The 23,335-nt window shown below is 63.7% G+C and carries 19 protein-coding genes and 1 pseudogene; 11 read left to right on the top strand and 9 right to left on the bottom strand.

The window, feature by feature from the left end:
* Positions 1 to 16: 16 nt before the first annotated feature.
* The 6 genes and pseudogenes from AC51GT_RS22005 to AC51GT_RS21980 form a co-directional block, all read left to right on the top strand.
* Positions 17 to 793 (top strand): SDR family NAD(P)-dependent oxidoreductase, encoded by a 777-nt coding sequence (locus AC51GT_RS22005; RefSeq protein ID WP_496326032.1) that lies wholly within the window; start codon positions 17 to 19, stop codon positions 791 to 793.
* A 347-nt stretch (positions 794 to 1,140) separates the two neighbouring features.
* Entirely contained in the window at positions 1,141 to 2,355 is a 1,215-nt protein-coding gene (locus AC51GT_RS22000; protein WP_496330162.1) for a cytochrome P450, read from the top strand.
* A 35-nt stretch (positions 2,356 to 2,390) separates the two neighbouring features.
* The gene (locus AC51GT_RS21995) at positions 2,391 to 3,356 is read left to right on the top strand and encodes a PDR/VanB family oxidoreductase (protein WP_496330161.1); all 966 of its coding nucleotides are present in this window, start codon (positions 2,391 to 2,393) and stop codon (positions 3,354 to 3,356) included.
* A 46-nt stretch (positions 3,357 to 3,402) separates the two neighbouring features.
* Entirely contained in the window at positions 3,403 to 4,230 is an 828-nt protein-coding gene (locus tag AC51GT_RS21990; protein ID WP_496330160.1) for an SDR family NAD(P)-dependent oxidoreductase, read from the top strand.
* 250 nt (positions 4,231 to 4,480) lie between these two features.
* Positions 4,481 to 5,554: a porin PorA family protein gene (locus tag AC51GT_RS21985; protein ID WP_496330159.1), complete on the top strand. Its 1,074-nt coding sequence runs from the start codon at positions 4,481 to 4,483 to the stop codon at positions 5,552 to 5,554.
* Positions 5,555 to 5,562: 8 nt separating this feature from the next.
* Positions 5,563 to 5,684 (top strand): annotated as a pseudogene (locus AC51GT_RS21980) (IS3 family transposase); the annotation flags it as partial.
* Here the strand turns inward: AC51GT_RS21980 and AC51GT_RS21975 are convergent.
* The 4 genes from AC51GT_RS21975 to AC51GT_RS21960 form a co-directional block, all read right to left on the bottom strand.
* Positions 5,678 to 6,916: an acyl-CoA dehydrogenase family protein gene (locus tag AC51GT_RS21975; protein ID WP_496330158.1), complete on the bottom strand. Its 1,239-nt coding sequence runs from the start codon at positions 6,914 to 6,916 to the stop codon at positions 5,678 to 5,680. The pseudogene AC51GT_RS21980 and the gene AC51GT_RS21975 overlap by 7 nt on opposite strands.
* Before the next feature lie 71 nt (positions 6,917 to 6,987).
* Positions 6,988 to 7,482: a histidine phosphatase family protein gene (locus AC51GT_RS21970; protein WP_496330180.1), complete on the bottom strand. Its 495-nt coding sequence runs from the start codon at positions 7,480 to 7,482 to the stop codon at positions 6,988 to 6,990.
* Positions 7,483 to 7,526: 44 nt separating this feature from the next.
* Entirely contained in the window at positions 7,527 to 8,339 is an 813-nt protein-coding gene (locus tag AC51GT_RS21965; RefSeq protein ID WP_496330179.1) for a CbtA family protein, read from the bottom strand.
* Between the two features lie 14 nt (positions 8,340 to 8,353).
* Complete coding sequence (locus AC51GT_RS21960) at positions 8,354 to 8,605, bottom strand: CbtB domain-containing protein (protein ID WP_496330157.1); 252 nt, start codon at positions 8,603 to 8,605, stop codon at positions 8,354 to 8,356.
* A gap of 265 nt (positions 8,606 to 8,870) precedes the next feature.
* Here AC51GT_RS21960 and AC51GT_RS21955 point away from each other — a divergent pair, with 265 nt between their 5' ends.
* From AC51GT_RS21955 to AC51GT_RS21940, 4 genes are all read left to right on the top strand, one after another.
* On the top strand, positions 8,871 to 13,457 hold the full coding sequence (locus AC51GT_RS21955; RefSeq protein WP_496330156.1) for an ATP-dependent helicase: 4,587 nt from the start codon (positions 8,871 to 8,873) through the stop codon (positions 13,455 to 13,457).
* 108 nt (positions 13,458 to 13,565) lie between these two features.
* On the top strand, positions 13,566 to 14,177 hold the full coding sequence (locus tag AC51GT_RS21950; RefSeq protein WP_496326041.1) for a TetR/AcrR family transcriptional regulator: 612 nt from the start codon (positions 13,566 to 13,568) through the stop codon (positions 14,175 to 14,177).
* Positions 14,178 to 14,241: 64 nt separating this feature from the next.
* A complete protein-coding gene (locus AC51GT_RS21945) occupies positions 14,242 to 15,453 on the top strand; it encodes a thiolase family protein (protein WP_496326042.1) in 1,212 nt (403 codons plus the stop codon).
* Between the two features lie 14 nt (positions 15,454 to 15,467).
* On the top strand, positions 15,468 to 15,875 hold the full coding sequence (locus AC51GT_RS21940; RefSeq protein ID WP_496326043.1) for a Zn-ribbon domain-containing OB-fold protein: 408 nt from the start codon (positions 15,468 to 15,470) through the stop codon (positions 15,873 to 15,875).
* 27 nt (positions 15,876 to 15,902) lie between these two features.
* Here the strand turns inward: AC51GT_RS21940 and glpD are convergent, their stop codons facing one another.
* Complete coding sequence (gene glpD, locus AC51GT_RS21935; protein WP_496330155.1) at positions 15,903 to 17,648, bottom strand: glycerol-3-phosphate dehydrogenase; 1,746 nt, start codon at positions 17,646 to 17,648, stop codon at positions 15,903 to 15,905.
* Positions 17,649 to 17,808: 160 nt separating this feature from the next.
* On the opposite strand from glpD, the gene glpK reads away from it, so the two are divergent.
* Positions 17,809 to 19,296: a glycerol kinase GlpK gene (gene glpK, locus AC51GT_RS21930; RefSeq protein WP_496330178.1), complete on the top strand. Its 1,488-nt coding sequence runs from the start codon at positions 17,809 to 17,811 to the stop codon at positions 19,294 to 19,296.
* Between the two features lie 12 nt (positions 19,297 to 19,308).
* On the opposite strand, the gene AC51GT_RS21925 is transcribed toward glpK, so the two are convergent.
* The 4 genes from AC51GT_RS21925 to AC51GT_RS21910 all read right to left on the bottom strand — a co-directional run bounded on the left by AC51GT_RS21925 (position 19,309) and on the right by AC51GT_RS21910 (position 23,281).
* Positions 19,309 to 20,562, bottom strand: coding sequence for a hypothetical protein (locus AC51GT_RS21925; RefSeq protein ID WP_496330154.1), 1,254 nt, complete (start codon positions 20,560 to 20,562; stop codon positions 19,309 to 19,311).
* Between the two features lie 121 nt (positions 20,563 to 20,683).
* The gene (locus AC51GT_RS21920; protein WP_496330153.1) at positions 20,684 to 21,286 is read right to left on the bottom strand and encodes a DUF3558 family protein; all 603 of its coding nucleotides are present in this window, start codon (positions 21,284 to 21,286) and stop codon (positions 20,684 to 20,686) included.
* A complete protein-coding gene (locus AC51GT_RS21915) occupies positions 21,286 to 21,597 on the bottom strand; it encodes a hypothetical protein (protein ID WP_496330152.1) in 312 nt (103 codons plus the stop codon). The genes AC51GT_RS21920 and AC51GT_RS21915 overlap by 1 nt, the downstream gene beginning before the upstream one ends.
* 112 nt (positions 21,598 to 21,709) lie before the next feature.
* On the bottom strand, positions 21,710 to 23,281 hold the full coding sequence (locus AC51GT_RS21910) for an HNH endonuclease signature motif containing protein (protein ID WP_496330151.1): 1,572 nt from the start codon (positions 23,279 to 23,281) through the stop codon (positions 21,710 to 21,712).
* Positions 23,282 to 23,335: the final 54 nt, after the last annotated feature.

Below are 23,335 nucleotides of genomic sequence, written 5' to 3'. Positions count from 1 at the left end.
GAAAGGGACCTCACATATGTCTTCCACCGATCTACGCTGCGCAGTCGTCGTAGGGGGCGCGTCCGGCATCGGCGCTGCCATCGTGCAGGCACTCGCCAACGACGGCGTGGCCGTAACCGTAGCCGACCGAAACCTTGAACTAGCGAAATCCCTTGCCTCCGAACTTGGTTCACCGCATGACGCCGTAGAGGTCGATGTCGCGGACGAGGGATCCGTACAGAACCTGTTCGAATCCGTCCGCGCCCGGCGCGGACGCCTCGATATCGCCGTGAACAGTGCCGGCCTCAGCGTTGCCGGCGCCATCACCGACCTCTCCATCGAGAAGTTCAAGCGCGTGGTCGATGTCTGCCTCACCGGCGCGTTCGCAGTGATCAAGCACGCGGCGCGGTCGATGGACGACGGCGGCGTGATCATCTCCCTGTCGTCGCTGAACGCCCGGCAGCCAGGCACCGGACTGAGCGCGTACTGCTCGGCCAAGGCAGGGCTGGCCATGCTCACCCAGGTCGCCGCACTCGAACTCGCCGAGCGTGGTATCCGGGTGAACGCGATCGCACCGGGCATCGTGATGACACCGTTGACCACGCCATCGATGTCGGTTCCGGGACTGCAAGATGACTATCTGGCCAACACGCCACTGGGGCGATCCGGAACGCCCGAGGAAATCGCCGACGCCGCGGTCTACATGACGCATGCCTCCTGGCTGACCGGCGAGAATCTCGACCTCAACGGCGGGGCCCACCTCGTGCGATATCCGGATCTGCTCGGACACTTCCAGCGGGCATCTGCCATCTGACAATCACCTTCATATTTATCACTAACTTCGAGGCGGTTCATCGCCCGCAGTCTCGCCACTAACCAAGCCCCACCGCCAACGCAATGGGTCTTGGTTAGTCGCGTATCAGCCAAATCCCATATATAGCAGTAGTTCCGCAGGTCAACGCTCACCCTCTTGGACTCGAGCGCCTCTCGAGAAGTCACCTCGCCGAATCCATTGACTAACACGTGTGGGTCATGTCACTATAATCACCGTTAACAACTGATGTGCCCGCCATCACATTCGCGCGGGAGAACCCTCACGCTCGGCCCGCGCTCGCAACTGCAGAATCCTGCCGTCTTTCGCCGCCAATGAAGGAGCCACCGATGACCGCCACCCCAGCACACGACGTATCGCCCACTCAGACAGATGACCTCGCCCAGTTCCCCTTCGGTCGGACCTGTCCGTTCTCGCCGAACGCCCGGTACAAGGACTTCGACGACGAGAACCTGAAGCAGATCAATTTCAACGGCACACCCGGATGGCTGGTCACCGGATACAACAATGTCCGCTCGGTGATCGCAGATCCGCGGATGAGTGTGCGCGGCATCGACGATTCTTCGCGCGGAGATGCCGGCGACGAAGCAGTGCCCGGCTTCTTCGTGGCGATGGACCCGCCGCAGCACGACAATCTGCGCAAGATCCTGGCGAAGGAGTTCACCCCGCGCCGCATGGCGGCCATGCGCCCCAACATCGAACGGATCGCCAACGGGCTGATCGACGACATTCTGGCGAAAGGCGGAACGACCGACATCGTCGACACCCTCGCGCTGCCGCTTCCGTCGCTGGTCATCTGCGAATTGCTGGGCGTTCCGTACGACAAGCACGACTTCTTCCAGGAACGCACCCGCGCTGTGCTCGCCGCCGACAGCACACCCGAGGACATCGCCTCGGCCATCGGGGACGTGATGGGATACCTCGCAGAACTGGTGGCCATCAAAACGGCCGAGCCGGGCGACGACCTGATCAGCCTTCTGGTCAAGCACATCGAATCAGGCGATCTGAGCGTCATCGACGTGGCGGGCATGTCGACGTTTCTGTTGATGGCCGGACACGAGACGACCGGCAACATGATCGGACTCGGACTGTTCGCCCTGCTCGAGCATCCCGAGCAGCTCGCGGAACTGCGTGACGACCCCGAGCTCATGCCACAGGCCGTCGAGGAGTTGCTGCGCCACCTCGACATCATCGGCAGCCTTCCACGCACCACCACCGAAGACATCGAGATCGAAGGCCGGCACATCGCCAAGGGCGACCTGTTGATGTTCTCGACCGAGGCGGGCAACCGTGATCCGTCGGTGTTCGACGAGCCTGATCGTCTCGACTTCCATCGCGACGCCAGCCGGCACCTGACCTTCGGTCACGGCCTGCACTCGTGCCTGGGCGCGCCGCTGGCCCGCTTGGAGCTCGCGGTTGTCTTCGGCACCGTACTGGAACGATTCCCCGATCTGCGGCTCGCGGTGCCGGCATCGGAGATCCAGATGAAGAACGACGCCCGTATCTTCGGTGTTCACCAGCTGCCTGTCACATGGACTCAGTGACGCTGCAACAGATCTCGGCCGAAAGGGGCCTGGCAATGACCGATCTGCGAGCCCGCGACATCGAATTGATCGACGTCGTCGTCGACAGTGCGGAGACCGTCGCCGACGGGGTGAAGGCCTTCGGGCTGAAACCGGCCACCGGTGCCGAACTCCCGTCGTGGACGCCCGGCTCACATATCGACATACACCTGCCGTCGGGGCTTGTGCGGCAGTATTCGTTGTGCGGCGATCCGTCGGACACCGGCACGTTCCGGATCGCAGTGCTGCGAGAACCCACCGGACGGGGTGGATCGGATGAGGTACACACCGTTCTCGATCGCGGTACCGCGTTGCGAATCAGTCTTCCCCGAAACGCTTTTGAGTTGGACGACCATCAGCGATATGTCTTTGTCGCGGGCGGGATCGGTATCACGCCGATCCTGCCGATGATCAGACAGGCCGATGCCGCGGGCGCCGATTGGTCACTTGTCTACGGTGGACGCAGCCTCGACTCGATGGCGTTCCGAGACGAACTCGCCTCGTACGGCGACCGGGTGACCCTGCTACCCCAGGACCGCACCGGGCTCATCGATCTCCCCGCAGCGATCGGGGAATCTCAGCCCGGCACCGCGGTGTACTGCTGCGGGCCGGCCGGACTGCTCGATGCCATCGAAACACACTGCGCGACATGGCCGGATGGATCTTTACACACAGAGAGGTTCATTGCGGCGCAGTCAGGAAGCACAGATGGCGACTCACAATTCGAGGTGGTTCTGGCGAAGCAGGATCGGTCGTTCACCGTCAAACCCGGCGTCTCCATCCTCAAGACCCTTGAATCGGGCGGCGTCGACGTTCCTTCCGCATGCCAGCAAGGCATGTGCGGAACATGCGAACAGATCATCGTCGAGGGAACACCTGACCACCGCGACGAGATCCTCACCGACGAGGAACGGCTCGCCGGCCAATACATCCTGATCTGCGTTTCTCGGTGCCACGGCGACCGCCTGGTGCTGGATCTGTGATGCACCAATACATTTCGACCGATCATCTGATGAAGGAGTAACTGATATGGGACGTGTAGAAGGTAAGATCGCGATCGTCACCGGTGCAACCAGCGTTGAACCAGGCGGACTCAACATCGGCGGCGCGAGCGCGTCCGAGCTGGCCGCCGAGGGTGCGCGCGTGGTTCTGGCGGACATCAACCTCGAAGGTGCGCAACGCCTTGCCTCGATCCTCAACGAGCGACACGGCGAGAAGACCGCGCTCGCCATCGAGGTGGACCTTCGTGAGGAAGCACAGATCGAGCAACTGGTGCAGCAGACCGTCGATCAGGTCGGGGCACCGGACATCATCCTGAACATCGCCGGGGTGTTCCCGCCCGACGACGGCGACATCGCAACGATGCAGATCGAGGTCTGGGACAATGTCTTTGCCGTGAACCTTCGTTCCGCGATGCTCCTGACCAAACACGCACTCCCGTACTTGCGGGACGGGGGTGGGGCGATCGTGAACACGGCGTCGACCCACGCGTTCGCCGGCGACACCAGCCTGACCGGATACGGTGCGACCAAGGCCGCCATCCTGGCGCTGACAAAATACACCGCAACGCAGTACGGCAAAGAAGGCGTGCGCTGCAACGCCATCTGCCCGGGCACGACCACAACGCCGCCGGCACAGCAACTGCCACAGGCGATCAAGGACATCTACCTCGAGCACACGATGGCGCAGGCGCTCAACAGCCCGACTGAACTGGCCAAGGTGTTCACCTTCCTGGCATCCGACGACTCACGGGGCATCAACGGAGAAGTGGTGCGGGTCGATGGTGGTCTGCTCGCAAACCAGCCGTTCGTGCCGGACATGGTGAAGTTCGGAATGGCCACGGCGTCCAGCCAGTAGTCGCCTGGGGTGCACGCGGGCCCACGACTCCCGCGTGCACCCCCGCACATCCGCTCCCACCGAGCCGCCTCATCGTTCAACAGCAGCCAAGCACACCCCATCGTTCCCCGAGGTGTGCCGGTTTCGCATGTCCATTCCTCACTGTGTGCCACAACATATTTCATACCCGATGTGGCACCCGACACTCCTGACCGATCGACACGCTCCACATCCATTTCGCCGGTTCGACAACTATCCAGAGGAGATCTTGATGGCGATACGCCGCAGCTCGTTGGCAATGATCATTGTTGGCGCCCTACTCATCGCGTTGGCGATGCTGATCAAGTTTGTCGCGGTGCCGTACGTTTCGAAACTTCCGGAAGACACAAACGATTCGTCGACGTTCGACGGCGAACTCCGTCAGATCGACCCGGCAACATTCACACTCGGTGAGGCCACACCGATCTCCATCGAACGCTCGGCAACAGTCGACGAGGTGGACGGGGATACCGCAGTTGTCACCGTCACCGCCGTCTCCAAGCTGCCGACCGGAGAGTCCACCGACGCCCATACCTACGCGATCAGTCGCGTTGACTACTCACAGGTCGACGCTCCGAGCGGAACCGACGTCGAAGACCAAAAAGGCGGAGTGACACTGTCATTCCCCATGGATCCCAGCACCGACGACGCGCTGATGTATGACTCGGTCACCCAGACCGCGCAGCCCGTGAAGTTCGTCAAAACCAGCGAACTGTCCGGTCGCGAAGTTCACGAGTTCTCCGGTACCACCACCGCACCGGTTGCCGACCCCGACGTTCTCGGCCCGCTCAAGGCCGGCATCGCGGCGATGGCGCAGACCGGCGATGGAAGCACACTGCCCAAACCGATGATCGAAGCATTGCTGCCCACCGTGGCGGCTGATCGAGCTGACGGTGTCCGGGCGGCACTGGCAGCCGCCCCCGACCAGGTGCCCCTCCAATTCACCACGATCAACGCGGTCGCTGTGTGGGTCGACTCCGACTTCGGCGCACCGTTCAAGAACGAACAAGACCAGACCACAGTCCTCAACATGCAGGTGGACGGCAAAACCATTCCCCTGATGGACATGTCACAGATCAAGGTGGCAACCTCCGACGAATCGATCACCACCGCCGCCGACAAGCTCTCGAAGAGTCAGACCCAGCTGAACCTGTTGGGTATCTGGGCTCCCCTCGGGCTCGCCATCATCGGTGTGGTCCTCATCGTTGTCGGATTCCTTCGTCGCCGGCCTTCTCCGGCAGCCACGGCAGCCGGTGAAACAAACGCGGCCGACCGGACAACCGATCGCCACAAAGCAGACCGCTGACAGACGCTTTCGCCCGTACCGCCTTCTTCCGATGGCGCATCGTCCCGGTCACACAACGTGACCGGGACGATGCGCAGCCCCTCACTGCGGCCCGCAACGTCCGAGCCGAGACCCAGCGTTCGCCTACCGGGCCAACACGCCCTTGGCGACGTGCGTGACCTGGATTTCGTTGCTGCCGGCGTAGATCATCAGCGACTTCGCGTCACGGGCCAGCTGTTCTACGCGGTATTCGGCCATGTAGCCGTTGCCGCCGAACAGCTGCACGGCTTCCATGGCGACGTCGGTGGCTGTCCGGGACGAATAGAGCTTCATCACCGACGCCTCGGCGAGATCGAGGGGCTTACCCGCCTTCGAACGCTCGAGCGCGTGGAAGACCATGTTCTGCACATTGAACCGGGCCACCTCCATCTCGGCGAGCTTGAGCTGGATCAACTGCAGATCGGCAATGGGCTTGCCCCACAGGGTGCGTTGCTTGGCATAGTCGATCGACAACCGCTGGCATTCGTTGATGATCCCGAGAGACAGCGTCGCGATGCCCACCCGCTCCATCGCGAAGCCTGCCTTGGCCCCGTCACCGCCGCTGCCCGTTCCGGTGTCTTCGGTCTCCCCCAGCAAACGGTCTTTTTCCAGCACGACGTTGTCGAAGAACAACTCACCTGTCGGCGACGACATGATGCCCATCTTCTTGAACGGTTTGCCTTGCGTGAAACCCTCCATGCCCTTGTCCAGAACAAAGGTCAGGACCTTGCGGTGTCGCCGATCGACATCGGGATCACCCTCGTCCAGCTTCGCGAACACCACCACCGTGTCGGCGTACGGCCCGTTGGTGATGAACGTCTTCTGCCCATTGAGGATGTACTTGTCACCGTCGCGCCGAACCGTTGTCTTCATGCCGCCCAACGCATCCGAACCCGAATCCGGTTCCGTGATGGCCCAGGCCCCGACTTTGTTCAAGGTGACCAGATCGGGCAGCCACCGCCTCTTCTGCGCCAGCGTTCCCTTCGACCGGATCGTCGAGGGGGCCAGGCCCATGCTGACACCCATCGACGCGACGATGCCCAGGCTCACCCCGGACAACTCGATGTTCAAGATCGACGCCATAGAGGTCATGCCGCTACCGCCGCCGGACCCCGACTTCGGCTCGGCCTCGCCGCGCGCCACCGCCTCTTCGTGAGCAAGGTCCTTCTCGAGTGCGTCGGCCGCCATGGCATCGATACCAAACGACTTGAGCATCAGCCGGATGATGTCGTACGGCGGCAGGTTCCCGGTCTCGAGCTCATCGACGTGGGGACGGATCTCCTTGTCGACGAAGCTCCGGACCGCGTCCCGCACCATCAGGTCTTCTTCGGACCACTCGAACATTCAAATCCCCTAGCGTTGGCGTATCGACTCGATACTCAACACTAGAACAAGTTCCAGTTCTTGTGCCTGGTTCAGGGATCGGGTCCACCTACTGACCCTCCGAACCGGACCCGCCACCGCGCGTTGCCCCGCGACAGGTCGATGAGGCGAGCGGGCGCGACCTCGACGCCCCAGAACTCGCAGCCGAGTGCTGCTGCCACCAGACCTTGCGCGGTGCCGGCGGTCACGACCACAGTCAGGTCCGCCTCCGGGCATTCCCCCAGCCAATCAGCCAGTCGCGCAACAAAATCGGTGACACTCTCGCCCCCATGCGACGCGAAGTCCGGGTCTGCCATCCAGGCACCGAGCTCGGTGGGGTCGATCTGCTCCGGGGAGCGCTGTGCCCAGGATCCGAGATCGATCGACGCCAGCCGAGGGTCGGCCCGGCCATGGGCGCCGATCAATTCAGCGGTCTCGATCGCCGCACGCTCCGGCGCGATCCATATCTGATCGCAGACCGGCAAACGCAGCCGCGCACAATCGGCGCGGCCGCGTTTGTCGAGCGAATCATCGGCGCCGAATCTCAGTGCCGCGTTGGGCCCGGTCCGAGCCGCGGTGATCAGTCGCAGTTTCAGTCGGCGCTCGCAGAGACCGGTACCTGAGCCGCCCGTGCCTGACGCTTGCCGATGACGGTCAGGATCACCGCGAACGCCAATCCGAGAACAGTCCAGAGAATGACCTGGTTCAGAACCGAATAGAAGCGGAAATCGCCGAAGACATCGGCCGGGAACCCGGACATCACGAGGGTGTCGCCATCGAGGAGCTCCCCCGGTATCTCGTCGTATTTCGGCAACAGCAGAATCGCGATCCCGGCAGCCAACAGGTAAGCGGCACCGGAGACGATCGCCGCATACAGCCCGCCGATCCTGGGTGAGAGGTACAACGCGAGCACCCACGCGCCGATCATGAACACCACCGACAGCACAGTGATGGTGAGGAACGAACTGGTTCGCCCGTTGATGGTGCCTTCCAGGTCGACCGCCGGAGGATTCGCCGGATACGCGCAGAACGGGATCAGGTAGGCCGCGACGAACCCGGAAACGGCAAGCAGGCCTGTCACCGAACGGGGATCGACCTGCGGGTGGCGGCGCCCGACGTATGCCCAGGCAACCGTGAACGCTACGGCCAGAAAAGCCCCCATGATCAGGCCGAAGGCAACTGTCCCGACACCCACCCCGAGATTTTGCTGGATGGTGCGGCTGACCACCTCTTCGCCGTGTTCGTGAACACCGTCGGCGATGGCGATCTCCGCGTCCGAACGCGCGCCCTCGTAGGCGATGGCCCGGTCGACCAGCGGCTCGATGTAGATGCGGGCGAACACGAAGGAGGCCAGACCGGCAACGACCCCGGCGAGCAGCCCGGCCCCGATGAACTTCTTTTCCATGGTCTCGGCGCCCGTCAGTGGCACGGGAAGCCGAGGAAATGGCGCGCATCGTGCACGAACTCGTGCACATGGGTGTCGGCGCCGAACACCGACACCGCGCCCTGGTCATAGCCGAGGAAATAATAGGCCAGGGCCGCGACGAAGGTGGTCGCCGTCAACCACAGCGCGGTGTTGACCACCGACACGTCGGGTACGGCGACTGCAAGATGTGCACTCGGCCCCGATTGGCCACCTGGAAATGCTTGGGATACGGCAGGACTCGACAACGGAACTCCTCTCGCGGGTAGACGCGCCCGCGTTTGCGATGGATGTTCGCTCGTGTGTCGGTGCTCTGACTTGTTCCGCCGGATCGGTGATGGATCCGTGGAACTCACAGTGGCGCGACCGTTCCGGACTCTCACCGGATTTCCCGTCCACACAGCGTGGGCTGACTCTAAACCGGCGCGTTTTGCCCGGTCAAGGCGGCAGTGCAGAAGGCCTGTCAGATCCGGCTCCGGCGGCACTGTCAGACCACTCATGGATCATGGAGCAATGGCCGCCCGCAAGCCCCCTTCGCCGAAGTCTGCCGGCATCGACGCCGAGCAGGTCCTCGGCCGGTTCACCGCGCCCACCCGGGCGTGGTTCACGGCGGCGTTTCCCGAACCCACCGCAGCTCAATTGGGTGCCTGGAACTCGATCGCCGACGGCCAGAACACGCTGGTGGTGGCACCGACCGGGTCCGGAAAGACACTGTCGGCCTTCCTGTGGGCGCTCGATCGGCTCGCCGCCCACCCGGCCGCCGATGGAGCCGAGGCCGCCGGCACCAGTGTCCTCTATGTCTCGCCCCTCAAGGCACTGGCGATCGACGTCGAACGCAACCTGCGCGCGCCCCTGATCGGCCTGACCAGGGCGGCACAGGATCTGGGCGAACCCGTTCCCGAGATCACCGTCGGCGTGCGGTCCGGCGATACGCCACCCGCCCAGCGCAGGCAGTTGCTGCGCAAGCCACCGGACATCCTCATCACCACACCCGAGTCGCTGTTCTTGATGCTGACGTCGTCGGCCCGCGAGACGCTGACCTCGGTCGAGACCGTCATCGTCGACGAGGTCCACGCGGTGGCCGGAACCAAACGCGGCACTCACCTCGCGGTCTCCCTGGAGCGTCTCGATGACCTCCTGGACAAACCCGCGCAGCGCATCGGATTGTCCGCGACCGTGCGACCACCGCAGCGCGTAGCCGAGTTCCTGTCCGGCAGTCGCCCGTGCACGGTGGTGCAGCCGCCGGCGATGAAGACCTTCGATCTGTCGGTTGAGGTCCCCGTTGCCGACATGACCAACATCCCGGTGATCGCGGGCACTGACGAGATCGACGACGAGGCCTCGGCGCCCGCGGCCGGCTCGTTATGGCCGTATGTGGAGAGCTCGATCGTCGATCTGATCGAGAAGAACCGGTCGACCATCGTCTTCACCAATTCGCGGCGGCTCGCCGAGCAGCTGACGGCCCGCCTCAACGAGGTGCACGCCGCGCGGATCGGACAGGCACCGGAATCGCTCCCGAATCCCCGTGTCCCCGGGGGCGCGCCGGCACAGGTGATGGCCAGTGGCGCCAGCAAAGGTGCCGCTCCCCTGCTCGCCCGGGCACATCACGGCTCGGTCAGCAAAGAGGTCCGCGGGCAGATCGAAGAAGAACTCAAAGCCGGACGTCTGCGGTGTGTCGTCGCCACCAGCAGTCTGGAACTGGGCATCGACATGGGCGCCGTTGACCTGGTCATCCAGGTCGAGGCACCACCGTCGGTGGCAAGCGGCCTCCAACGGATCGGACGGGCCGGGCATCAGGTCGGTGAGATCAGCCAGGGTGTGCTGTTTCCCAAGCATCGGGCCGATCTGCTGCGCTGCGCGGTCGCCGTCGAGAGAATGACCGACGGACTGATCGAAGAACTCACGGTCCCGGCGAATCCGCTCGACATCCTCGCGCAGCAGACCGTCGCCGCCTGCGCCACCGGCAGTATCGGTGTCGACGACTGGTACCAGACCATCCGACGCAGCGCGCCGTACGCAACGCTGCCCCGGCCTGTTTTCGACGCGACCCTCGATCTGCTGTCTGGACGCTATCCGTCCGACGAGTTCGCCGAACTGCGGCCCCGCATCGTCTGGGACCGGGCGCAGGGCACACTGACCGGCCGGCCCGGTGCGCAACGACTGGCCGTCACCTCGGGCGGTGCGATACCGGACCGCGGGTTGTTCGCGGTGTACATGGTCGGCGAAAAGCAGACGCGGGTAGGCGAACTCGACGAGGAGATGGTCTACGAGTCGCGCGTCGGTGACGTTTTTGCCCTGGGTGCCACCAGTTGGCGGATCGAGGACATCACCCACGACAGAGTCCTGGTCACGCCGGCGTTCGGACAGGCCGGACGGTTGCCGTTCTGGCATGGCGACAGCATCGGCCGACCGGCCGAACTGGGTGAGGCCATCGGCCGGTTTGTCGGCGAACTCATCGACGACAAGAAGCTGCAGTCGCACGCGAAGCGGCTGGGGCTCAACGACTATGCCCGCGACAACCTGGCCCAGCTGGTGTCCGAGCAGCAGGCCGCGACCGGGCATCTGCCCACGGACCGCACCCTGCTGGTCGAGAGATTCCGTGACGAGCTCGGCGACTGGCGGGTGATCCTGCACTCCCCCTTCGGTTTACGGGTGCATGCGCCGTGGGCCAGCGCTGTCGCGGCACGACTCGAGCAGGATTACGGCATCGACGGAGCGGTCTCGGCAGCGGACGACGGGATCATCGTCCGACTTCCCGATACCGACGACCAGTCGCCGGGCGCGGCGTTGTTCGGGTTCGAGGCCGACGAGATCGAGCAGATCGTCACCGAGCAACTCGGCGGATCTGCCATGTTCGCCTCCCGATTCCGCGAATGTGCAGCCAGGGCATTGCTTTTGCCGCGCCGCAATCCGGGACGTCGCGCGCCGCTGTGGCAGCAACGTCAGCGCAGTGCGCAGCTACTCGACGTGGCCCGCAAGTACCCGCAGTTCCCGATCATCCTCGAGGCGTTTCGCGAATGCCTGCAGGACGTGTACGACCTGCCTGCGCTCACCGACCTGCTCACCCGCATCGCAACGCGGCGGCTGCGGATCATCGAGATCGAAACACAGACCCCGTCTCCGATGGCCTCATCGCTGTTGTTCGGCTATGTCGGCGCCTTCATGTATTCCGACGACGCGCCGCTGGCCGAGCGCCGGGCGGCCACGCTGTCCCTGGACACGGCGTTGCTTGCCCAACTTCTCGGTCGCGTCGATCTGCGGGAGTTGCTCGACGCGAAGGTGATCGCCGATACCGAGGCCAAGTTGCAGCGGCTACATCCGGATCAACAGGCCCGCGACCTCGAAGGCATCGCCGACCTGTTGCGATGGCTCGGACCACTGAGCGCCTCCGATGTGGGCCTGCGCTTCACCGGTGACGATCCACAACCGCTGCTCGACGAACTCGTCGCCTCGGGCCGGGCCATCACGATCCAGCGCGGCGAGGCACAGTTGTATGCGGCCGCCGAAGACGCCGGACGACTGCGGGACGCATTGGGAATCCCTCCGCCCCAGGGACTCCCGCTGGCGTTCCTCGAACCGGTCGACGACCCGCTCGGGGATATCGTCGGCCGCTACGCACGCACCCACGGACCGTTTGTGGCATCCGACGCCGCCACCGGGCTGGGCCTGAGTATCGCTGTGGTGCGCGACACCCTGGTCCGGCTGGCCGGACAGCGCCGGGTCGTCGAGGGCGATTTCCGGCCCGAGCCCGCCGGCACCATGAGTGGCGGCGAACAGTGGTGCAACACCGAGGTACTCGCGGTGCTGCGGCGGGGTTCACTCGCTGCGAGCCGCGCCGAGATCGCGCCGGTCAGTCACGAGACATATGCCCGATTCGTCACCGGTTGGCAGCACGTCACCAAGCGCTCGCGGTTGCGTGGCATCGACGGTGTGTCCGCGGTGATCGATCAACTTGCCGGAGTGCCCATTCCGGCCTCGGCGTGGGAGTCACTGGTCCTGCCCGCCCGGGTGGCCGACTATCGCCCTGACATGCTCGACGAATTGACCGCGGGCGGCGAGGTGCTCTGGGCCGGCCACGGAAGACTCTCCGGCTCCGATGGCTGGATCAGCCTTCATCCGGCGGATGTGGCCGAGGACAGCCTCCCGATCCCGGTCGAGATCGACATGACGGATCTGCACAACCGGCTACTCGACCAGCTCGCCTCCGGGGGCGCCTTCTTCTTTCGGCAACTCAGCGATGCGTTGACGCTCGGCGGTGTCGCTCCACTGGCCGCCGACCTGGAGACGGCGCTGTGGGATCTGGCCTGGGCCGGACGGATCAGCAACGACACCTTCACCCCGGTGCGGGCGCTGCTCGGCCCCGGTCGCAAGTCGGGAGCCACCCGCAGTGCCCCGGCACATCGCGGTCGCAGCCGGTTCGCCCGCACCCCACGTACGGCTCCGCTGTCGATGACGGGACGGTGGTTTGCCCTGCCCGAGCCCACGTCCGACCCGACCCGAGCAGTGGCCGCGCAGTGTTCGGCACTGCTCGATCGGTACGGCGTGGTGACGAAGGGCGCGGTCATGAACGAGGGCATCGCCGGCGGTTTCTCACGGGTGTACAAGGCACTCAGCGGGTTCGAGGACAGCGGCAAGGTGCGTCGCGGGTATTACATCGACGGGCTCGGCGGCGCCCAGTTCGCCGCGACCACAACGGTCGATCGGCTCCGCGACGAGGTCGAGACCACCGGGACCTCGGCGCTGGCGCTCGCCGCCACCGACCCGGCCAACCCGTACGGTGCGGCACTGGCGTGGCCGAAACAGGCCGAAGGGCACCGGCCCGGCCGGAAGCCGGGTGCGCTTGTGGTTCTCGTCGATGGGCACCTGGTGTTGTTCGTCGAACGCGGCGGAAAGACGGTGCTGACGTTCAGCGAAAACGTCGCGCATCTGGAGGCGGCCGCCGGAGCTCTGGCAAAGGTGGTCGTCCGCGGTCACGTCGACCGGCTACACGTCGAACGGGTGAACGGCGACCCGGTCCAGACCAGTGACCTGGCACCACATCTACGCGAAAGCGGATTCGCGGCCACGCCCCGGGGGCTTCGGCTGCGGAGAACCGGCTGACCCGAAACCTCGCGGGTGGCGGACAGGGTCGGTTGGCACAATTTACTGTGTACCTAGCTCGGCAAACACCGGGCAGTTCACGGCTCCCACACGCAAAGGAACACCTTCATGGCGCAACAGGCACCTTCCACTGCGGCGGCAACGCTCAGTTCGGAGCTGCCTGCCTGGCAGCAGGCACGGAGGCTGAGCATCATCAAGGCCGCCAACGCCGCACTCAAGGCCGAGGAGTACGAGCAGATCCAGATCCGTGACGTGGCCCAGGAAGCCGGGGTCGCTCTCGGCACCCTCTACCGCTACTTCTCTTCCAAAGAGCATCTCTATGCGGCGGTGCTGTTGGACTGGGCGGCGCCGGCCTATGCGCGGTCCGGGGAGAACCTGTCGGAGCATCAGATCCGCGCCAAGATGAACGCGGTCATCTCCTCCTTCGAGCGGCGCCCGCACTTTTTCAAGGTCCATGTGATCCTGCAGTCCAGTTCGGACGCCAACGCAAAAGCGCTGCTCGGCGAGTTCTTCACCGTCTGCCAACAGACCCTGGCCGGTGACTTCGCCCGGCTCGGTCCGGGTGCTGCCGCCGATGCCGCGATCATGTTGTGGTCGATCATCAACACCGCCCTCACATCGGCGATCTACCACGACGGAACGATGGAGGACGTCTACCGGCTCTGCAACCGATTCATGGACTTCCTGTTCGGCCCGGTCGAGCAGACTGTTGAAAACTAGATTCGGGTTCTAGTAGGTTGGCGGATGACCGTCACTTCCACTTGTTCAACGCGCAGGAGCATCCATGGGGTTTCAAGGCGATGCGGCAATCGTCGGTTATACCGAGTTACCACCGCAAAAGGTTTCCACCAGGACGCCGCGCTTCACCCTTGAACAGTGGGCGACGCTGTCGGCGTCGGCGATCGAGGACGCCGGCCTGACCGGTGTCACGATCGATGGGATCGTCACCTCGACGCTGCTCGAGTCAGAGATGTTCGTGCCCTCCACCATCGCCGAGTACCTCGGCGCGAAGGTCAACTTCGCCGAGATCGTCGACCTCGGTGGAGCATCGGCTTCCGCGATGGTCTGGCGGGCCGCGGCGGCCGTGGAACTCGGTATCTGCGAAGCCGTTCTGTGTGTGCTGCCTGCCGATTACGGCGTGCCGTACAACGAGAAGAAGCCGCTGCCCGAGAGCCTCACCGACATTTTGCTGTACGGGTCGTCGTCGAACCGTTACGGCTCACCGCAGGCCGAGTTCGACATCCCGTTCGGCAACCTCGGCCAGAACGGACCGTATGGTCAGATCGCGCAGCTCTATCGCTCCGCGTACGGATACGACGAGCGCGCACTCGCGAAAATTGTTGTGGATCAACGGGTCAACGCCAATCACACCCCTGATGCGATCTTCTACGAAAAGACCCTGACCATCGACGACGTGTTGGCCAGCCCGATGATCGCCGATCCGCTTCACCGCCTCGAGATCGTGATGCCGTGTTCCGGTGGTGCCGCCGTGCTGGTGACGTCCGCGGCGCTGGCGAAGAAGAGCAAGAACCGGCCGGTGTGGATCAAGGGATTCGGCGAGCATGTCGCCTACAAGACCCCCAGCTATGCCGAGGACCTGCTGCAGACCCCGATCACCCAGGCCGCGGACTCCGCATTCCGGATGAGTGGCCTCGAGCGCAGCGACATGGACATGGTCTCGATCTACGACTGCTACACCATCACGGTGTTGATGAGCCTGGAAGACGCGGGTTTCTGCGAAAAGGGCAAGGGCATGGAGTTCGTCAACTCACATGACCTGACGTTCCGCGGCGACTTCCCCCTGAACACCGCCGGTGGCCAGCTGGGCTTCGGACAGGCCGGACTGGCCGGCGGCATGCACCACGTGTGCGACGCGACCCGCCAGATCATGGGCCGGGCCGGGGCCGCGCAGGTCGATGACTGCAACCGCGCATTCGTCTCCGGCAACGGCGGCGTGATGGGCGAGCAGACCACACTTGTTCTCCAGGGCGACTAGAAAGCGATCACCTCATGACGTTCACCAAACCGATGCCGGTGAAAACGCCGGTGACCGCACCCTTCTGGGATGCGTTGGCGGAGCACAAGATCCGTATCCAGTATTCACCGTCGCTGCAGCAGTACGTGTTCTATCCGCGCATCCTGGCGCCCGGCACGCTGGCCGACGACCTCGAGTGGCGCGAGATCTCCGGACTGGGGACGCTCTACACCTTCACCATCGCGCGTAAGCCGGTGTCCCCGCATTTCGCAGACTCGGTGCCGCAGCTGGTGGCCGTGGTGCAGTGGGACGAGGGTCCCCGCCTGTCGACAGAGTTGGTCAACGTCGCACCGGAGGACATCACGGTGGGCATGCGGGTCAAGCCGGTCTTCTTCGACTACCCCGACGACGACGTCACGCTGCTGCGGTACGAGCCCGCCTGATCTGGCGCCTGCCGACTTTTGGCAGTGTCAGTCCGGAACCGGTACCGGCTCCAGGAGTTCGGCCCGTGATTCCGGAGCGGCCGCACGTAGGGCATCGGCGGATTCGTCGTCGGGCTGACGCTGCGAGGCGACTTCGGCGACAACACGGGCCAGGTAGGTCTCGATCTCGAACGCGGTTTGCTCGGCATCCCAGTCCAACAGCGGCGCAACCAGATCCGCGACCTCGGCCGCGCAGTTCACACCGCGGTCGGGGTATTCGATCGCGATCCGGGTCCGCCGGGCGAGGATGTCTTCGAGGTGCAGCGCCGCTTCACTGACAACGGCGTACACAACCTCGACCCGCAGGTATTGCGGGGCACCCGTCAGTGGCTCGAGCAGGCTTGCATCTTTCTTGGCGTAGTCCAAGACCTCGTCGATCATCGAGCCATAGCGATTGAGCAGGCGACGAATACGGTACGGGTGCAGCCCATGTCGTTGTCCGAGCTGATCGCGCTGGTTGATCAACGCGTGATAGCCGTCGGCGCCGAGTAGCGGCACCTTCTCGGTGATCGAGGGTGCCACCCGGACGGGGATGAAGTCGGTGATGGCGTCTACCGCATCTGCGGCCATCACCCGGTAGGTGGTGTATTTGCCGCCGGCGATGGCAACCAGGCCCGGCGCCACCTCGGCGACCGCATGCTCGCGGGAGAGTTTCGACGTCTCGTCGCTCTCTCCGGCCAGCAGTGGACGCAGACCGGCGTAGACGCCTTCGATGTCGGCGTGGGTCAGCGGGGTCACCAGTACCTCGTTGACCCGTTCGAGGATGTAGTCGATGTCGGCGGCCGTGGCAGCCGGGTGGGCGAGGTCGAGATTCCAGTCGGTGTCGGTCGTGCCGATGATCCAGTGGGTCTCCCACGGGATCACGAACAGCACCGACTTGGCCGTTCGAAGGATGATGGCGGATTCACTGACTATGCGATCACGCGGAACGACGATGTGCACACCTTTGGAGGCGCGGACCCGAAAGCGTCCACGCTGCTTGGACAACGCCTGGATCTCATCTGTCCAGACCCCCGCCGCATTGATCACACAGTGGCTGCGGATGTCGGCCATCTCGCCGGTCTCGGTGTCGCGGACCCGGACACCGCTGACGTGATCGGCCTCCCGGAGGAAGCCGGTGACCTGGGTGGAGGTCCGGATCACCGCGCCGTAGTGGGCGGCCGAACGCGCCACGGTCATGGTGTGCCGGGCGTCGTCGACCACGGTGTCGTAGTAGGTGATCCCGCCGGTGAGCGAGTTCCGCTTCAGCGACGGCGCGATCCGCAGCGCCCCCGAACGGGTCACATGATGTTGTCCGGGAACCGATTTCGCCCCACCGAGCGAGTCGTAGAGAAAGAGTCCGGCTGCGACGTAGGGACGCTCCCAAACACGGTGGGTCAGTGGGTAGAGGAACGGGAGGGGCTTCACCAAATGCGGGGCCAGCGTCCTCAGGGACAGTTCACGTTCGTGCAGCGCTTCGCGGACCAGACCGAACTCGAGTTGTTCGAGATAGCGCAGTCCGCCGTGGAACATCTTCGACGACCGGCTCGACGTGCCCGATGCGATGTCGCGGGCTTCGACCAGGGCCACCCGCAGACCGCGGGTTGCGGCGTCGAGCGCAGTTCCGGCGCCGACGATGCCGCCGCCGACGACCACCACGTCGAACTGTTCGGTCGAGAGGCGCTGCCAGGCGTTTTCCCGGTAGCGGGGCCCGAGGTCTGCGGGCCGATCCGGATCGAAAGTTGCTGCGCTCATCGCGATCTCCCATTCAGCTGGGCGGACACTCTTGCGCCAAGGTTACCCGCTGGTAACTATCTGGCCACTCCAACCGCACCGGTGACACGTCGAGGCCACACAGCGGACTCTACGGGCAGTTCATGGAACACTCGGGGACGTGAGCAACAGCAGGGGGTACGTGGCCGCAGTCGACCAGGGAACGACGTCGACGCGCTGCATGATTTTCGATCATTCCGGACGTGTCGTGAGCTCGGAGCAGGTCGAGCACACGCAGATCTTCCCGCAGTCCGGATGGGTCGAGCATGATGCCCTGGAGATCTGGCGCCATACGCGCCGGGTCGTCGCGGCTGCGATAGCCGCCGAAGACCTCGAGACCGCCGACATCGTGGCGCTGGGAATCACCAATCAGCGTGAGACGACCGTGGTCTGGGATCGCTCGACGGGCCGACCGGTGTACAACGCCATCGTGTGGCAGGACACCCGGACGGCAGCGCTCTGTGAAGAACTGGCCGGTGACGACGGTCCCGGCCGGTACCAGCAGCGCACCGGACTGCCCTTGTCGACATACTTCTCCGGCCCGAAGATCCGGTGGATTCTCGACAACGTAGAGGGCGTTCGAGAACGCGCCGAGGCCGGCGAATTGTGCTTCGGCACAATGGATACCTGGCTGATCTGGAATCTGTCCGGCGGACCATCCGGCGGACGACACCTCACCGATGTCACCAATGCCTCGCGAACCATGCTGATGGATCTGGAGACGCTGGCCTGGGACGAGGACATCTGCCGAGAGATGCAGATCCCGATGAGCCTGTTACCGGAGATCCACAGTTCGTCGGAGGTGTATTGCCATGTCCGCGAGCGGGGTCCACTCGCCGATGTCCCCATCGCCGGCATCCTCGGCGATCAGCAGGCAGCCACATTCGGACAGGCCTGCCTGGCGGTCGGTGAAGCCAAGAACACCTACGGCACAGGTAATTTCCTGCTCCTCAACACCGGTGAAGAAGTGGTCCACAGCGAACACGGCCTACTGACCACCGTCTGCTATCAGATCGGCGACAACAAGCCCGTGTACGCACTGGAGGGTTCGATCGCGGTGACCGGATCCCTGATCCAGTGGCTGCGCGACAATCTGGGGTTGATCAGTGCCGCAGGCGATATCGAAGAGGTTGCTCAGACCGTCGACGACAACGGCGGCGTCTACTTCGTGCCTGCCTTTTCCGGCCTGTTCGCACCTCGCTGGCGGCCCGACGCGCGTGGCGTCATCGTTGGCCTCACCCGGTTTGTCAACAAGGGTCATATTGCGCGAGCGGCGTTGGAGGCCACCGCGTTCCAGACGCGCGAGGTGATCGAGGCAATGCAGGCCGACTCCGGCGTGACGTTGTCGACCCTCAAGGTCGATGGCGGCATGGTCGTCAATGAGCTGCTCATGCAGTTCCAGTCCGACATTCTCGGCGTTCCGGTCGTCCGGCCGGTTGTCAACGAGACCACGGCGCTGGGTGCCGCCTACGCGGCCGGGTTGGCGGTGGGTTACTGGGACAGCGAGCAGGAGATCCGCGACAACTGGGCAGCGGACAAATCGTGGGAACCCGCGATGGCCTTCGACGATCGAGATGAGCGCTTCGCCGAGTGGAACACCGCCGTCGAACGGAGCTACGACCTGGCCTGAGCTGGGAGGTCGCTACTGTTGTGTGTCGTCTGGGCCTTTACCGCCAGGCGCGTCGGGTGATTTTGAGCTTTCATCTGGTCCCAGATCCAGGACACGGGCCCAATCACCGAGGACGGGTGGACCCACCAGCGGCAGGCGCCCGACAATTTCTTCCCCGTTCTCGCGGGTGTGCAGGTACGACGGCGCGCGATGCTCTCCCTCCTTGTCTTTCCCCGCTCCGCGGCCGCCGGCAGGCGACCCCATCGGACTTCCACCCCGGGAACCGGCCGACGGTGTGGCGCCGGCCGATTGATTGGCCCCGGTTGCCGGTGTCACCAGCGGAGCAGCTATCCGACGCCCGAGCGGACCAGCTTCCGAGCCGGCGCCTCCGAGTGCGCTGCCTCCGACTCCCCCGCCACCACCACCGGCGCGTCCGGCGCCCGAACCCATTCCAGAACCACGACCGGACGCCCCACCGCGTGCACCGTTCAGCGCCGCGGCCGACGTCAGTCCGCCGGCACCGGCACCGCCGGCCACCGGCGCACCGAACGCCCCGTTGAGCGGGCCGGGCGTCGATCCGTCTCCGCTCTCCCCAGAACCGTCACGACCGCTTCCGAGAGTGAAAGGCGTGTCGCCGGCCTGACCTCCCATGTAGGCAGCTTGATCATTGCCTGGGCCATTCGGCCCGCCTGGACCGTCTGGGCCATTTGCACCGATCGCGCCCGATCCCGCGAGCAGCGCAGGACCTGTGTCTCCTGGTCCGCTGCCCGAACCAACTCCACCAAGGGCATTCGCCAGACTCGGCTCAAAGCCCGCACCGAGTTGCGGCAGCGGGGCGGCGTCGTACTCGGGCAGTGAGCCGTTCGCGCCGATGACCGGGTTGCTGTACGAATCCGTCATCGTCTTTGCGATCAGCGCCCGATGCACCGCTCGCTCCATGGTGTTGTCACCGCCCCCGTCCCCGAACTTGGCGTCCAGATCTGCAACGTTGCCTTGCGTTTGCGACAGAATCCCCGCGATGGCTGAAATCTGATCCGCGATTTTCAGTCCGATGGCTGCCGAACTGTCGGTGTGTCGAATCCCGGCGACCGTTGCTCGGTGCGAGCCATTGACAGTTTCACCGCTGAACTCCCCTTCCGGATACAGCTTCGGAAGGGCCGATTCATAGACCGCCGCAGCTGCCTGGATTCGACTGGCAATCAGCCTGATCGCTTCAGCATCAGCCTCTGCCGAACTCGGCTGCATACTCGCGCACACCCGACGCATCTCATCGAGCGCATGGCTCACCCAATCCGTCGGATCAATCGACCTCGGCGCCACAATCTCCCCCGATCCCCCTCACAGCACTCCCCAGCGCCGACTTGCTGCAGAAGTGTAGAGCACTAGACCGTGTCACGTTCAGCAACAATCACTCTGGAATCTTGTCGATAAACGCGCGAGTAAAATCTTCAACCAAGTCACAAGCATCGATGTTCTTAGATGAAACGTCCGTCAGCACATTTGTTACCACTCCTGCTCCAGACGACTGAACATAGGTAGAGCACAGCCGACTGTTTCCATAGTCCACCGTAAAACTCCCAACCCTCCGACCATTCACATCTAGATCCTGGCTCCAATTCACCTCCGAGACACCGGACCGATAGGAGTCCAAGGACACTGAGTTGGTCACTACCTGACCCAGATTGAATTGACCCGCCATATGCCAGTTGCACCCACGCGTTCCTTGACCATCAACAAGAGCAGCGTCCTCGCGCTGGAGTGGATCAACATTGAATCTCCTCAGCTCACCATCCGAATATGCAACGCAAGGTTCGAAGCTTGTGCCGTCGTTCGATGGATTCCAACGATTCGGGAACTTGTTCTCAAAAGGCAGGGGTATCGGGGTTCCAGTGACCACTGGGACCGACAATTCAGACGACCTCACCTGAGGACGTGCATCTGTAGAGCCATCATGCACCTGACAAGCAGTTACAGTAGCCAACAGCAAAACCAATAACGAAAGCTTCTTCATCACTTCTCGTTGAAGGTCGCATTAGCAGCATCAACCTGAGTTAGATGCTGCTTCGACCACCTACATTGTGACGCTAGCTTGACCAAGTACTGATTCTCAGCCTCAATCGCGCCAGCGAAGCCGATGTCGCCGCGGAGCAATTCCCGAAGATTCCGAATTGTCCCTTCACCCTCGGCACAGTTGCCAGCCCAATTCGCCGTTAGTACGTTTTCCAGCTTTGCGCGCTCTTCGGCCAGCACCTTTCCAAACACCTCTGCAGCCTTGGCTACCGTTTCCCACTGTTCATCGGTGAACTGCACTTCGTCGGCCATGTCCCCTCCTCGCATAGATCTCCCACCTGAGGTACGACGTTAGCCGGTAGCGTTCGGTTCCAACCAGTGTTGAACTCGGCAATCTCGGTGAACACGATGTGGGGCGGTCCCGCTACTCATCCAACTGTTCGCCCTGGTCAGGCCCATTCGACTCGGGATCGGGTTGGACCTCAGGTTCGCGGTCCGTCAGTTCCGCCAACTTTTCGGCCAACACCGCCCGGCGATCGGCCAGAACCTTCTCCCAGGCTGCTGCCAAGGTTTCGTTGACGTGTTGGGCTCGGTTGACCCGCGGTTTTCTTTCCGGATCCACCGACGCCGGGGGTATCCAGCCGACCCGGCCTGCATCGGGGCCTTCGGTGATCATGATTGTTTGCCACTGATGCGGTCCGTCACCGATGAGTTTGTGGTGCGGCGGGCAGGCTGATCCCATCATGTTGATGTCGGTCAGGCCCCCGTTGATCCAGGCAAGTAGGTGATGGGCCTCGACCCAGGTCGCCGGATTGGTACAGCCAGGATGCGAGCAGCCTCGATCCCGGACGAACATCGCAAGCCGCTGGCCTTTTTGGGCGGTCCGTTTGGTCCGGCCGAGATACAACACCTCAGCACTGTGGTCGGCGAACACGGCCAGATATTTGTCCGACCGGGCCGCCAAATTCAGGGCCTCGTTGACCGGAATATCGACTCCCGACGCCGTTCTGGCGATCCCGGCACACTCGTCGAGCTGCTCTTTGGTCATCGTGATGACCAACTGCGCCGGCAAACCACGATGAGACTTCCCCAGCAGGTTGCACTCCAAAATCGTCTTCAGGATCGCCTTGAGCGCGTCGTGACATTGTTGGCCCTTCGAACGGGTATCCCGCTCGGCCGCAGCTCTGACCAGCTCCGCATCCTGTTTCGGATCATCGGACGCACCGGTCGGCGAGTTGGGGTCGGCTGGATTGTTCATCCCCGGCGCCGCCCACACATCCATCACCGTCCGCAACAAGGCCAACGTTTCCGGATCCAGGGTGCCGGAGATCTTGGCCATCAAATCCACCCCCTGATCCCCGATACCCATCGACCGTTTACGAGCCCGATCCGAATCATCGGTCAACCGGCCATCGGGGTCGACCCGGGCCAACACCGCGCGACCGGCGGCGGTCAGTTGGGTGGGATCTTGGCCGACGGCTTCTTCGGTCATCCAGTGATCGACCACGTCATAGACTGCCGGGTCCGAGGCCGACGGGATCTGTTTGCGCACATCCAACATCACATCCATATGCGCCGCCCCGATCAAACCTTGGGACCAGGCCTGCTCGGCGGCAGGGCATTTCGGCGCCAACTTCTCACCCTGCATCGTGTGGAATCGGCCGACCGCCTCCAGGGCCCGGATCCGGGACATGGTTTGCCCTTTGGTCAGCCGCAACTCGCTACGGGTGAAACCGAACAGTGACGAATATCCGGCTTCGGTAAACGATGACCGATCCGAGACCCGCAACAGGTGACGCAACCCGGTGAACTCGACCTTACGGGCGATCCGTTCATGCACCCGCACAAGCTCATTGACTTCCGCGCCAGACATATCGGAATCAGCGCAGTCCGCGATATCGGCAACGAGCAACTCCAACTCGAGGTACTTGCGCACCAACACCGGAACCGGCGAGGAATCAACCGAAGAGTCAACAGGTGGATCGTCAGTCATCATGCCCCCCAGCACATCTGATCGAAACGCTTTCAATCAGTCTACCCCAGAAGACCC

The sequence above is a fragment of the Williamsia sp. z34 genome (genome assembly GCF_059553395.1).
The sequence above is the reverse complement of the archived record's forward strand: the minus strand, read 5'-3'. Positions and strand labels throughout refer to the sequence as shown.